The sequence below is a fragment of the Colwellia sp. RE-S-Sl-9 genome, from assembly GCF_048296855.1.
Lineage (GTDB): Bacteria > Pseudomonadota > Gammaproteobacteria > Enterobacterales > Alteromonadaceae > Pseudocolwellia.
The window spans coordinates 606,533-619,349 of sequence record NZ_CP182631.1 but is presented as its reverse complement, the minus strand read 5'-3'; the positions used below and the strand labels follow the sequence as shown (position 1 = coordinate 619,349).

Sequence of the window (12,817 nt, the reverse complement as noted above, 5' to 3'; positions counted from 1 at the left end):
CTATAGGTTTTAAACAGTAATCTTTACTGTTAACCAATGCTTGGTATTTTAGCGACTAAACGTAAAGACGCTGTTAACTCTTCCATTTGTAACCATGGGCGTAACCATGCTACTGCATTATAACTACCCGGCTGACCTGGGATTTCTTTTACTTCAACTTTGGCATCTGCTAAAGGATATTTAGCTCTGATTTCTTGACCACCGCCTTCTGATGCATTTACAAAAGACAATATCCAACGATTTAACCAGGCTTCTACATCTTCAGCTTCCATAAAGCTGCCTATTTTATCTCTAGCCATAACTTTCAAGTAATGAGCAAAACGAGAGGTCGCCATTAAATAAGGCAAACGAGCAGAGATTGCTGCATTCGCAGTAGCGTCATGCGAAGAGAATATTGGTGCTTTTTGACAAGTTTGAGAACCAAAGAATACGGCATAGTCTGTATTTTTATAGTGACAAAGAGGTAAGAAACCTAATTTGCTTAACTCTGCTTCTCTTCGATCAGTGATACCAATCTCAGTTGGGCACATAAGATCTGGATCACCATCATCGCTTGTAAATACATGTGCTGGAAGTCCTTCAACTTTACCACCGCCTTCAGCACCACGTATTGCAGTACAGAAACCGTATTTACTGAAAGCTTGCCCCATATTTGTCGCCATAATATAAGAAGCATTCATCCAACAATAGTTGTCGTGTGAAGTGGTTTTTGAACGTGTACCTGTTTCATCAAGTTCAAGTTCTTCATAGCTGAACTCTTCAACTGGAGTTGTTGCTTGACCATATGGAAGTCGCGCTAAAACACGAGGCATAGTTAATGTTACAAATCTAGAATCATCACTTTCTCTAAATGAGCGCCATTTAGTGTATTCTAAAGATTCAAATACTTTTTCTAAATCTCTAGGCTTACTAAGTTCAGTCCAATCATCAAAACCAAATAATGAAGAACCAGAAGCTGAAATGAATGGACAAAAGCCAGCAGCAGCAACATTCGACATTAATGATAACGTTTCAACATCAGCGGGATGATTTGAAAATTCATAATCCCCAACAACACAACCATAAGGTTCACCACCTGGTGTACCAAATTCAGCTTCGTAAATTTTCTTAAAGATTTGGCTTTGATCAAACTCAACTGCTTTACTTAAATCTTTATGAAGCTCTTTCTTACTTAAGTTCATCATTCTGATTTTTAAGGTTGCATTAGTTTCAGAGTTTTGAACTGTATGATGTAGTCCTCTCCAACTACCTTCTAACTTTTGAAACTCATCATTGTGCATGATAGCTGCAAGCTGGCCAGAAATAGTTTCATCTAAAACTTTAATAGCTTGATTAAACGTTACTGTTAAATTCTTGTTCCATTGAACCGTGCCTTTTAACGCTTCTTCAGTTAATGAACGAATTAATTCTTCAGCTCTTGAAGATTCAGTTTGCTTTGTTGCACCTATCGCTTGATCTAAAATTGAAAGACTTGTTTCTTCCGCGGCAGGTTGATCTAATAATTCACTTTCCGTGCTCATTATTCAGCTCCTTTAATGTCTAGTTCACCTGCTAATTTATCTAAACTAGCCGTATTACTTAACACATCTTCTAGAATATTTTCTAAATCTTCAGAGCGATCAACTTTTGTCATTAAATCGCGAAGTTTATTTCTAGTTTCCATTAACTTTTTAAGCGGCTCAACTTGATTAACAATTGCAGCCGGCTCAAAATCACTTAACGAATTAAAGTTTAATCCAACTTTTAACTCTGTATCGTCATTTGATAATGTATTTTCAACCGCAATATCTAACTTAGGATTCATTCTATTTAGAACATCGTCAAAGTTATCTCTGTCAATTTGCACAAAACGTCGGTCTTTTAATGGTTTAAGATTGGCTTTATTGTGACCAGAAAAATCACCAGTTATCCCTATTACAAAGGGTAACTCTTTTTTTACTACAGCTCCCTCTGTCTCAACATCATATGTGATGTGAACTCGAGGTTTTCTGACTCTTTTTAACTTATCATGTATACCCATGCGATCTCCTTTCAATAACTAGTTTTGAGCAGTACAACACTGCTTTTATTCTTCAGTTTTAATTCCTGACAATTTGAAATAGCCATTCCTCGCATCTCCATCTGTTATAAGCTCTTGGAGTAATTCAGGTAAGCTTAAACCACTCCAACGAACAACTTGTTCAATAGCATAAGACATTGGAGAATGAGGTTCGGTTTTTCTAAAAAATTCTGCGACTTTATCTAACTGTTCAATTGCTTGAGATCTTGAATTCATCTGTTGACTAATTCCTGACTCAAAATGCCCATGACTTTCATCAGGGTTAGTAAACTCATCGGTAGACTCTGAGTCGCTATTTATTTGACTCGCGTTAGATTTTTTTAAGATATCAGCAGCTATATGCTGGAGTGAATTTGAACAGACTTTTAAACATTGGCTTATGTAGCTGGTTGGCTGAGGATCACCCAACATAGCTTTATCCATAGATTCAGAAAGCATTGAGAATGCATCTATAGCGCTATTGATATCATTATTAAGTTCAATAAAAAAACTATCTGATGACTCTTTAATTGAAACCTCTACATCTTCTAATGCGATAGAGCCCGATTCAAATTTTTTTATTTGTTTTTCTTTATCTAACCTCTCAACGTCTACAGCTTGTTCATATTGCCACGTTGAAAAAGGCCCTTCTGATTTTCCATCAGTTATTGCTATTGATTTTATTGGTTGAATTAATGAACCTTCGCTCTCAATACCATTTAATCCGATGAGAGGAGCTAATCTTTCTGCTAAATCATCTGGTTCAGGTGTTGGATAAAGTTCATCCCAATATTGCTCTATTAACTCACTAGCTAAACTAAAGCCATAAGTTAAACCTTTAAAACCATGTAATCGACATAACGCTTCAATTAACCAAGCAACAAGCTCTAAGTCTTTACAATCATTTTTTAAAATTTGGGGGACTTGTTCTAGAATAGGTCGCCAATCAGAAGCGATAGCCTGTAAATCTTCTTCATCGATTAGGGCTTTACGTTCTTTAGCGCGAGCAGAATTACGGATTTCTTTTAATAAATAATAATTGGAATTTGGAGTGACATCATGCCTAGGGTCTTCACCGGTTGGCGCGCTATCTGAAATAGGTTGTATGAGATCTTTAATCTCGAATTTTAGAAAATTCAATCTTATTTCTTCCTTGAAAATTTACAGCTACAAGCATAAAAAATATGCTGTAAAGTAATCCTGCGTAGATATCAAACGATATCGTGGGAAATACTAAACGATACCTTTATTGATAGCAATAATTTTTTTAATTTAAGTGAACAAAGGGATTGTTGAATCTAAGTCATGATTCTGTACTACAGCATCATTACTTGTCTTATTTTTAACCAAAATACAGGTTACATTATCACGTGCATTTCGAACTAATGATGCATGCATCAATGCCATTCCAGCATCTATGATATTACCGGGCTGTAATGCTTGCTCAATTTCTTTATCACTAACTTCTTTGTTTAGTCCATCGCTACAAAGAAGAAATACATCTCCTTCTGCTAAATAATCTATTTTAATATCAACATCAAGTTCAATATCGACACCTACAGCGCGTGTTATAACGTTTGCTAGTGGATGTTTTTCTGCATCTTCAGCAGCGAGAACACCTTCATCAACCATATCGTTTACTTGGCTATGATCTTTTGTAATTTGTTTTAGGAGGTTCTGTCTTAGTAAATAACCTCTGCTATCTCCAACCCACAACAAATGATACTTGTCGTCTTTAATCCATAATACAACAACAGTACTACCCGCTACTTTACCCGAAAATTGGGTTTTGCTCATTTGTTGTAACATTGTATTACTGTCTTTAAGTGCATCAACCAGTACGTCAGTATTTATTTCAGAGTGGGATAAAAATTCAACTTTTTTATGAATAGTATCAATAACGAGTTGACTTGCAACATCACCCGCTGCATGGCCTCCCATACCATCAGCTACAACCCATATCCCTTGTGATGGTAACTCTAAAAAAGCATCTTCATTTATTTTTCTGACGGTGCCTCTATGTGTTTGTGCGCTCGACTGAAACATCATTAATCCTTAATAATCTCGCTAGTATTCCAACTATGTTGTTGCCATTGACCGTTCAACATAGCAGCAAATTGACTAACTTGTGGTAAGCCATCAGTTACAATAAAACAAGGTTCAACCAGTTCTGAACCTAAAGTCCACCATAGACTATAAGCACCGTAATTCTGTGAATATTGTAGGTGAAGTAAATCAATTATTTCAGGTGATACAGATCCTTGAATAACCCAAGCTTTTTTTACTTTGTCACTAGTTTCATTATTTATAAATGTTCTTTTTGTTATCTCTAAACTCGGTATTTGACCAGCTAATTTATCAAACCAAACATCAAGTTCAAAATTATCTTCTAACACTTCTAAGATCATATTTTCAGTGTTTTGTGACCAATCATTTTCAAACCAAGCTTGTATAGCAAGATCAGTATGTTCAATAGCCAGTGTAAAAGGAAAGTGTCTGCCCACTTGATCTACACTCGGAATAAGAGTTCCCATAACAGCAGATTCACAGCAAACACCAGAAGAGAGCGAAAAGTGCCAAATAGGACTCGTTAAATAACAATCTAGCCATTGTGTTTCAAGTTGTTCTTTACTTACTGCTACAACAGCTTGTAACCATTCATTCCAATGTTTTAAAAAATCACGATTAAAGTTACTTTGTACAAAATCACCTTTTGTGGGGATTTTCCCACAAAAACCAATTAATTCTATAGCGTCGTCGGACATGAAAAACGCTCCAAATTAACCATCCAAAAAGGGTTATTAACACTGTTAGCGACAAATTTAATATCAGCCTTATAACCACTTAACGCTATTTTCAAAATACCATCTTGCTTAGTTTTTGGTCTTTGTTTACTCAATTCATCAAAGAATTTAAATAATGACCATTCACCTGTATATTTTTTATTAATAGATCGACCACCATTAGGTGGTGTGAAAGCAATACGCGTTTCACTATTTGCACTTGTACCTGGCCAAGTAAATTGTTCTTTTCTGGTTGGTCCATGGCGGTAGTTAAGTTGTTGTCCATCAATCTCAAGCATAAATTGACTAACGGTTCTATCTAAATAATTAGGCTCAAGACTGAAATCAATGACTGGTGTTTTTTTATCTGACTCAAAGAAAGCTTCTCTAATTAACTCTGCCTCTTGATACATTTTTAATATTTGGTTGTTAATACCAATATCTTTTGAAAAATGCCAAGGCTTTTTACTTGTATCTACGTAAGCACTTAGATACGTTTTCCAAAACTTATCTAAAGTCCCGCCATATCCAAAGAAACGTGTAAAATCCTTAATTCGTACATCTTGTGAAGAATTTCGTCTAAATGGATAACGACCCCTAATAGCACGTCGATATTCAGCGAGTACATTAGATTCCCAAATACCATTAAGTCGTTGATTTTGATTTGTTCTAGCAAAACCTTTAGTTTGTATCGCAATATTGTCTAACCAGTTAAATACAGGAAAAGGTACATTGGTTAATTGTTCACGTAATTTATTACCTAATGATAAAAATTGGCTTTCTAAACCTTGATTCATATAATTAGATGTTTGAGTTGTTAAGGACACTTTGTCTAAATTTCGATTTATCGAACGTACTGTACCCTGTATATCCTCAAGTAATTTTAAATCAATCGTTAGTAAGTCACTAAAAGCCAACTCAACATCTTTACCTGGTAGGTCAATATCCACATCAAGAGGTTCGTTTGGTAATAAACGGCTAATTCGAGATTTCTTAGATTGAAATAGAACATCAGATGCACTTGTAGCTATTTCTTTGGCCGCTTTACCATTTTTAGATAATGGAACCTTAGTTAGCTGAACATTTTTTTGGACTGCTAGGATTATACTCTTTATAGGTGCGTCAGGACTTGTTAATGCATGAGTTATATCTGTTGCGCCATCTAAAGTACTAAAGGGTTTAATCGTAAGATCACTTAAGAGATCTTCCCAATAAAAAATATAATCTCTAATATACTTTTGTTCTAATTGTGTTGTAATTTGAGCTTTTGTTTTATCGTCAAGTGTATTTAAATCATCACCATAAACCCAACTGTCTTCAATAAGTCGTTTTATTATTCTATTTTTTTCAATATTAAAAATTCCATGGAAACCATTGAAAGTGTACAAGCTAGGAATACCTTCGTTAAATGTTCTGCCGCTTTGAAAAGTAAAAGCTTGTAAGCTATCTAAACTCAAAATATCAATCAATTTAAAATCTGGAATACTACTTTCACTAAAATCACTTTTTAATCTTTGATATGCTCTTTCAACTAAAGGTAACATAGTTAAATTTTGTCGAGCTTGTGTTACTAGCTCTTCATTATAATCATGCCCTCTAGTGCCTATTTCTAACATAGTTGATAAATGCTGATTTAATTGTGCGCGTATATCGGCATTAATAATTCCAGGTACGTTTCGATCAAAGTATGCCGAAAACCATATTTTTATATCGTCTTCTTTGTAGTATTCGGCCTGAAATAACATTAAATAAGTTTTAAGCGTTTCATATAAATAACTCAAATGGGAAGCATTCTCTTGCATTTCCTGACTAAGAGCTTTAATTAAATATGGAACAAGATAAGCTTCTAAAGCTCTTTTGTATGCCTCACTGGCAGGCTGCTTAAATTTATCTCCTTGATATAAGCCCAAAGTATGAGCATCAACAATATCTTCATTAGCATACCCTACAGGGAGGTTTCTTAGTGTGGTTAACCCTTTAGTTAAAGTAATAATTTCGGATTGTTCATTTAACCCACCAGAGGTGACTTCTTGATAGTTTTCGATTGACGTTTTAGTTCGGTCAACTAACTCACTATTCCATTGATAGCTTGACCACCAAGCATAAGTAAAAAACACAGTAACTACAGAAGCTACTGCTATAGTTGCTCGTCTTAAAAGTAGATTTTGTTTATCATGCTGACGATTAATAGACGCTAAATTTTTCTCTGGAAAAATAACGTCTTCAAGTAAGCGTTTAATAAAATAACTTCTTTGATGTTTAACATGTGATGCTTTTTGTTCAACTTTAACGCCTGTAGCTAATTGAGAAGAAAGGCGATCGATAGGAGTCCCCTCTTGAGTGGCACTTGTTAAATAAACGCCTCGTAATAATGGTGCTTCTTCATAAGCATTAGGTGCAAATATTTCTTTTAAAAAATCATCAGCAGCACTTTGCAGTAACCTTAATTGCTTTGGAAATTCATATATTGATGAACGTCGTTCGAAGTCTCTCTCGTTTTTTAAGCGCACATTAATTCGGGAGTTAAGGTTTGTAAGTAAATTATGAAACTCTTTATTGAAAGTACTTACAATACTGGCTTCATCTTCAGAGGCTTCTAAGGGGAAAGTTACCCCCCATATTTGCTCACAATCTTCTTTGGTAAAATCATCAAAAAATTCATTAAAACCAGCAATCAAATCAGATTTTGAAAATAATACGTAAACAGGGAACGTCATATTAAGTTGATTTTGTAGCTCTTGAAGGCGTTGTTTTATAGCTCTTGCATGTAAATTACGCTCAGTTTTAGTTTGATTAAGAAGCTCTGCCATACCCATAGTAATGATCACCCCATTAATTGGACGAAGAGGTCTAAACTTTTTCAATAACCCTAAAAAGCCTTGCCAAGCTCTAGAATCACGCTGGGTATGGCTGTCTTGAGTGGTATATCGACCAGCTGTATCTATTAAAACGGCCTTATTCGTGAACCACCAATCACAATGGCGAGTACCGCCAACCCCCTCAATCATGTCTATACCCATTTTTTCTTTTAATGGGTACTCTAAACCAGAATGATGAATAGCGGTTGTTTTACCTGATCCTGGAGGACCAATCATGATGTACCAAGGCAATTCATAAATATTTTTATTTTCAGAAAACTTAGTGTTTTTTAATATATCAAGCGCTTGCACCATTTTTTTGTGCAATACACCTATTTCACTTTTAACAGCTTCATCTGAAGTGTTTTCCTTCATGTCTTCTTCACCATGAATTAAATTATTTACCATGGCTTCATTTTGTTTTTTATCTTTTACTTTATGTGTAAATTTTATTGCTCCCCACACGATAACAATTAGCAATAAAAAAATAATTCTTGCTGATACTGTAATTAATGGTTCATAACCAGCAATAGCTAGCAAAGGTCCACCAAACCATATGAGTAAAGCTAAACAAATAAAGCCTAAAATAGTAATGACTAATTTAGATTTCAATTTTGTTATAATTTTTTTAAACGACATTTACAATTCCTTTGTATACAACTAGAACAACAAATCTATTTCAATTCTACGATTTAATGAGCGATTTTTTTCACTATCATTTTTATATCTAGGCTCAGACTCTCCTTTACCTTCAGGCCATAAACGACCACTTAAAGAAGCGTTATTAGCAAGAAAATTTCCTATAGAGGTAGCTCTCGCTAATGATAAATGCCAATTAGATGGATATTTGGTAGTAAATATGGGCTCATCATCGGTATGGCCGGTAATGAGTATCTTTCCTTTAGTTCCTTCAAGAGTTCGAGCTATTTTAGCTAGAATAGCTTCAAAATCAGAGCGAGGCTGTGTACTTCCACTTGCAAATAACACTCCTGCACCTATGCTGATCCTTACTCGATCTGGAAGTTGTTCAACTTCGAGTAAGTCACGATTAATTTCTGTTTGAAGTAATTGTTGTAACATTAAAGCTTCGTCACGATTGACACTACCTGTCATGTTATTGTCATTCGGCTGCCAAGGAACCAAAGAAACTAACTCTTTATAAACATTTGAAGAATAATTGTTAATACTGTAACTAAAAGCCATGTAAATAAACAACATGACTACACCAAACAAAGCTCCGATCACCCATAATGGGAAAGGCTGTTGAAAACTTACCCCTTGCGCCACTTTATCTCTCCATCCAGGAGATAAATCTCGGTTTAACTCACCTTTAAACCCTTGAACACAGTGGTACGTTTTATCTCTTAAATCTTCTAATTTTTGTTCACCTTGCTCTTCTAACTTCATTTTTCCTACAAAACCAAGGGTCATACATAAGTACATTAGCTCTAATAATCGATGTTTTTCTGAGGGGTATTGCAAAGAACTTTCAAGTAAAGTAAAGAAATACTCGCCGCCAAAAGTTTCATTATGAAAAGTTGAGAGCAAACTATTTGAAGCCCAAGCGCTGCGTTCGCCCCAAGGTGTATTTAAAACAATTTCATCAATAAAACTACACAAACAATAACGGGCAGATTGAATATCTTCTGGAGGAATATTAGCGACTCGTAGTAATTGTTCATAGTGCTTAATCAGATCTACACACTGTACTTTTAAAGACTCTGCATCATCATTTTGCTTAGACCCTCTGAGTTTTATGCATATAGACAATAATGTACCTGCACTATCAACTATAGGATTTCCAGACATCGCTAAAATTGTATTATGGCTACGATAATCCATTTTACTTTCATGAGCTAATGTTTGTAAGCTTGTAGCGTCGTCGCTCTTTTGAGCATTATTTTTGTTATTACTTTGTAAACCAGCCCCTCGCCCTGGACGTGGTTTTACAATTGTTTTATCACTCATTTTATCATCCCTAATTGTTAATTTATCAGCCGTTAACTACCCAAAGCTCTATTTTTAGTTCGGGGTAATTACCTGATAAGTGTAATGCAATGCCACCACTATTTTTGAGTTTAAACCAATTATGATTCGTTTTATCTAATTGAAAATAATGATATCCAGAGTGATAAGGCACTTGCCTTGGAGCAACAGGTAACTCAATAATGCCAATACCAGGTAGCTGACTATTTACAAGCTCTCGAATACTTTCAACCGAACCAATTTTAATTTGAGCAGGAAGTCGTTTTCTTATTTCATCCGAAGGAAGTGATGCCTTAACCGCAATAATAAAATCAGCACTATCTAAAGAACTCTTATCATTTATAGGGGTAAAGTGAATACCATATTTACTTTTTTCTAATGGTAATTCTACCGCTGTTTGTTCAAGCACATTACTGAGACTTTGATTAACAATGATCATTGTTTTACTAAAAATTTCAGTTAAATTGTCATGCTGATATTTGGGAAACTTTGGAGGTCTTTTATGTTGTGAGCTAAACGTCGCTAATTCACCCGCTAAGCTTAATAAGTTTAAATACAACTTCTCCGGATGAACTCCGACAACACTGCCTAAATGTTCAAAAATAGGCTGATACTTATTTAAAAGCTGTAACATTAAAAAATCAGAAATTGAACTAGATGCTCCTTGTGCCTGCGTCAACCTTGCAGCAATAGCCTCAGCTCTTTGTTGGATCATACCTTGGGTTTCTTTGGTGATATTTAATAAGCCCTTAATATTTTCAATTGAAACACAAGGTGGGATAAATTTATTGTCAAGTTTAACAACACCTTCATCTGATACCTCAATGACTTTAGCAATAGCAATAGAAACGTAACCTGAACGATCTTCTTGTTGTAATTTAAATTTGCAATGAAGTTTTCCTACCTGAAGAACTTCCATCGCATCAGAGCCAACACTCGTATCTATAATATTATGATCATTATAAAAAAATCGTGTGATTTGATTATCACTAAGATCTGAAATATTTAAACCTGTACTTTTATTAATTGGCACAACGAGATAAATCAACTGGTTTATTGTTGATGTTGGTAAAGTGATGGCATCAGGTAATGGATTTTGTTCAGGTAATATTGCTAACGTATTATCTTGAAAAACACACTCTATATTATCAAGTCGAAATTGCCCTAAAGAAAGTAAACGGTGATCAATTTCAAAATTGAACACCCCCCAAGCAAGCGGTTCTATTCGATTTTTAATGTTTGAATGCTGAAATTGCAAATATCTTTCTTGTTGCTGCATGTGCTGAGGACGTAAAAACATCCCCTCAGTCCAAGCTACTGGGCTAAAATCACTCATAACTTCCCTAATTATTGTTAGATTTATTAATTGACTATTTATGACTTGGGTAAATAGCTAACTTTTCAATATTCATTGTTACGTTACCATATCCCGTAGGCTTAACTTCTACCACTGCACGCCATCTAGAACTATCTATGTTGCGATAGGCAACAACAAAACCAACGTAACGCGTATTTTTGTTAAGTACCATTTTGTATTCTTTTATTTGTTCTGGTTGTAATTCTAACTCATCTTTTTTTAGTAAGTCAGGACCGAGAATATCTTCAGGTGATTCATACAAAGTAAAAAAATCTTGCGTATCAAAAATAGTACGTGAAGAAAGCTCAAATACTTTAACAACAACCGGAGAAGCTCGACCGTTATTATCAGGATTTATGTCTACCGAAGTATTAAACGTTATATCTGTAGACGGAGGTACTATTGCATTGATAGTTGCGCAACCTGTAATAAGTGCTAAACACGCCATTAAAAATATTGTTAAATATGTTTTTTTTAAAATCATTTGGTTAACCTAATTAATACTATAAAGATTTAATTTTTTTATCATATGCCCTAACGAACTCATCTGATAAAGCTGAACTTCCCTGATTAGAAATTTCGTTACTCATGTCCTTGTGTAAACTTTTGTACATTTTCCAGTATCTTAATTGTTTTTGCCCTGGTAGTACTTGATCAAGCAGAGATTCTTTAAAATCTCTACTCTCAATTTCGGTTGGTTCAAGTTGGCTTAATATTCCTTCAATTGCACCTAACGTTCCTGCAGTTAACGCTATATCATGTTTTTTAGTATCATTAAATGCTTCTATTATTGCTTTATTTGCAGGTAAGAAACTCGAGCTTTTACGTATAAAGAGGTTTTGAAAGGCATCATCTATTGTTGCAGAAAACTTTAATGGATTATTTTCTTGTTGCTGAAACGTTGTTTGGTTAATTCTAAATTCATTTTTTAAATTAGAACGGTTTCTTAATGACTCCATTAAACCCGATAGCATTAACTGCATACATTGCCCCATTTCATACATTAATTGCTCAGAAACAGGTTCAGGTAAAATATCAGCTGAAATACCTAAGCCTTCAATAAATGCATTTTTCCCTATTGATTTTGTTTTTATCTGAACATCTGCTGCTTGCTGCACTTCATGCATGTTGGGAATAACTTGGTTTTCTGGAATAATTTCTTTTGGTGGAATAATATTTTCCTGATCATCATTTATAAATGAATCGACTGCATTATTATCATTAAGAAAATCTACGTCCCACTCTTCAGGTATTGCTTGTGGTATATCAAAATGATCATTTAAATCATTATTGATCAGCGGCATAAAGTCTTTATTGTTTGGCGTTGTTGAAGATACACTTTCAGCCAGCTTTACACTATTAATACCTTGAACTTCAGGAGATGCTTGTTGTTCTTCAAAAGAAGTTACATCAAGGGTTGGTTTTTGATTTTGAATAATTGATACAGAAACTTCGTAATCACCAAAAGTTAATAAATCACCATCAACCAGTTTATGTGGTTTATCTTGCCCTAATGCTTCAACCGAACGATTAATATACAAACCATTGGTAGATACATCATAAATAAAAAAATCATTCGATTTTCGCTCAACTCTTCCATGAATACCTGAAACAACTTTTTCGGGATCGGGTAAATACCAGTCGTTATTTTCAGAGCGTCCAAATGTTATAGAATCTGTGATTGATTTTTTAGAGATTTGATCTGGTGAAAGACGGTGATAGCTTACTATTTCAAAAATTAATTCCATTTACTTTAAACAACCTTTACAAAAAACAGTGATCGGCTCAATTAGCC

The 12,817-nt window shown here is 34.6% G+C and carries 10 protein-coding genes; all 10 read right to left on the bottom strand.

What is annotated here, in order from left to right:
* Nucleotides 1-29: 29 nt before the first annotated feature.
* The 10 genes from tssC to tagH all read right to left on the bottom strand — a co-directional run bounded on the left by tssC (nt 30) and on the right by tagH (nt 12,770).
* A complete protein-coding gene (gene tssC / locus ACM9HF_RS02665; protein ID WP_473614171.1) occupies nt 30-1,520 on the bottom strand; it encodes a type VI secretion system contractile sheath large subunit in 1,491 nt (496 codons plus the stop codon).
* Entirely contained in the window at nt 1,520-2,020 is a 501-nt protein-coding gene (gene tssB / locus ACM9HF_RS02660; RefSeq protein ID WP_473614170.1) for a type VI secretion system contractile sheath small subunit, read from the bottom strand. Before tssB ends, tssC begins: the two co-directional genes overlap by 1 nt.
* A gap of 45 nt (nt 2,021-2,065) precedes the next feature.
* Complete coding sequence (gene tssA, locus ACM9HF_RS02655) at nt 2,066-3,178, bottom strand: type VI secretion system protein TssA (RefSeq protein WP_473614169.1); 1,113 nt, start codon at nt 3,176-3,178, stop codon at nt 2,066-2,068.
* Nucleotides 3,179-3,310: 132 nt separating this feature from the next.
* Nucleotides 3,311-4,087: a PP2C family protein-serine/threonine phosphatase gene (locus tag ACM9HF_RS02650; RefSeq protein WP_473614168.1), complete on the bottom strand. Its 777-nt coding sequence runs from the start codon at nt 4,085-4,087 to the stop codon at nt 3,311-3,313.
* On the bottom strand, nt 4,087-4,803 hold the full coding sequence (gene tagF / locus ACM9HF_RS02645) for a type VI secretion system-associated protein TagF (protein ID WP_473614167.1): 717 nt from the start codon (nt 4,801-4,803) through the stop codon (nt 4,087-4,089). Before tagF ends, ACM9HF_RS02650 begins: the two co-directional genes overlap by 1 nt.
* Entirely contained in the window at nt 4,785-8,318 is a 3,534-nt protein-coding gene (tssM, locus tag ACM9HF_RS02640) for a type VI secretion system membrane subunit TssM (protein WP_473614166.1), read from the bottom strand. The genes tagF and tssM overlap by 19 nt, the downstream gene beginning before the upstream one ends.
* Before the next feature lie 21 nt (nt 8,319-8,339).
* Nucleotides 8,340-9,647: a type VI secretion system protein TssL, long form gene (tssL, locus tag ACM9HF_RS02635; RefSeq protein WP_473614165.1), complete on the bottom strand. Its 1,308-nt coding sequence runs from the start codon at nt 9,645-9,647 to the stop codon at nt 8,340-8,342.
* Between the two features lie 25 nt (nt 9,648-9,672).
* Nucleotides 9,673-11,001: a type VI secretion system baseplate subunit TssK gene (gene tssK / locus ACM9HF_RS02630; RefSeq protein WP_473614164.1), complete on the bottom strand. Its 1,329-nt coding sequence runs from the start codon at nt 10,999-11,001 to the stop codon at nt 9,673-9,675.
* A gap of 34 nt (nt 11,002-11,035) precedes the next feature.
* A complete protein-coding gene (gene tssJ / locus ACM9HF_RS02625; protein WP_473614163.1) occupies nt 11,036-11,506 on the bottom strand; it encodes a type VI secretion system lipoprotein TssJ in 471 nt (156 codons plus the stop codon).
* A gap of 19 nt (nt 11,507-11,525) precedes the next feature.
* The gene (tagH, locus tag ACM9HF_RS02620; protein WP_473614162.1) at nt 11,526-12,770 is read right to left on the bottom strand and encodes a type VI secretion system-associated FHA domain protein TagH; all 1,245 of its coding nucleotides are present in this window, start codon (nt 12,768-12,770) and stop codon (nt 11,526-11,528) included.
* Between the last annotated feature and the right edge of the window lie 47 nt (nt 12,771-12,817).

Excerpts from the sequence above, each read along its gene's own strand:
- tssC (WP_473614171.1), bottom strand. The coding sequence starts at position 1,520 with ATGAGCACGGAAAGTGAATTATTAGATCAACCTGCCGCGGAAGAAACA.
- tssB (WP_473614170.1), bottom strand. The coding sequence starts at position 2,020 with ATGGGTATACATGATAAGTTAAAAAGAGTCAGAAAACCTCGAGTTCAC.
- ACM9HF_RS02650 (WP_473614168.1), bottom strand. The coding sequence starts at position 4,087 with ATGATGTTTCAGTCGAGCGCACAAACACATAGAGGCACCGTCAGAAAA.
- tagF (WP_473614167.1), bottom strand. The coding sequence starts at position 4,803 with ATGTCCGACGACGCTATAGAATTAATTGGTTTTTGTGGGAAAATCCCC.
- tssM (WP_473614166.1), bottom strand. The coding sequence starts at position 8,318 with ATGTCGTTTAAAAAAATTATAACAAAATTGAAATCTAAATTAGTCATT.
- tssL (WP_473614165.1), bottom strand. The coding sequence starts at position 9,647 with ATGAGTGATAAAACAATTGTAAAACCACGTCCAGGGCGAGGGGCTGGT.
- tssK (WP_473614164.1), bottom strand. The coding sequence starts at position 11,001 with ATGAGTGATTTTAGCCCAGTAGCTTGGACTGAGGGGATGTTTTTACGT.
- tssJ (WP_473614163.1), bottom strand. The coding sequence starts at position 11,506 with ATGATTTTAAAAAAAACATATTTAACAATATTTTTAATGGCGTGTTTA.
- tagH (WP_473614162.1), bottom strand. The coding sequence starts at position 12,770 with ATGGAATTAATTTTTGAAATAGTAAGCTATCACCGTCTTTCACCAGAT.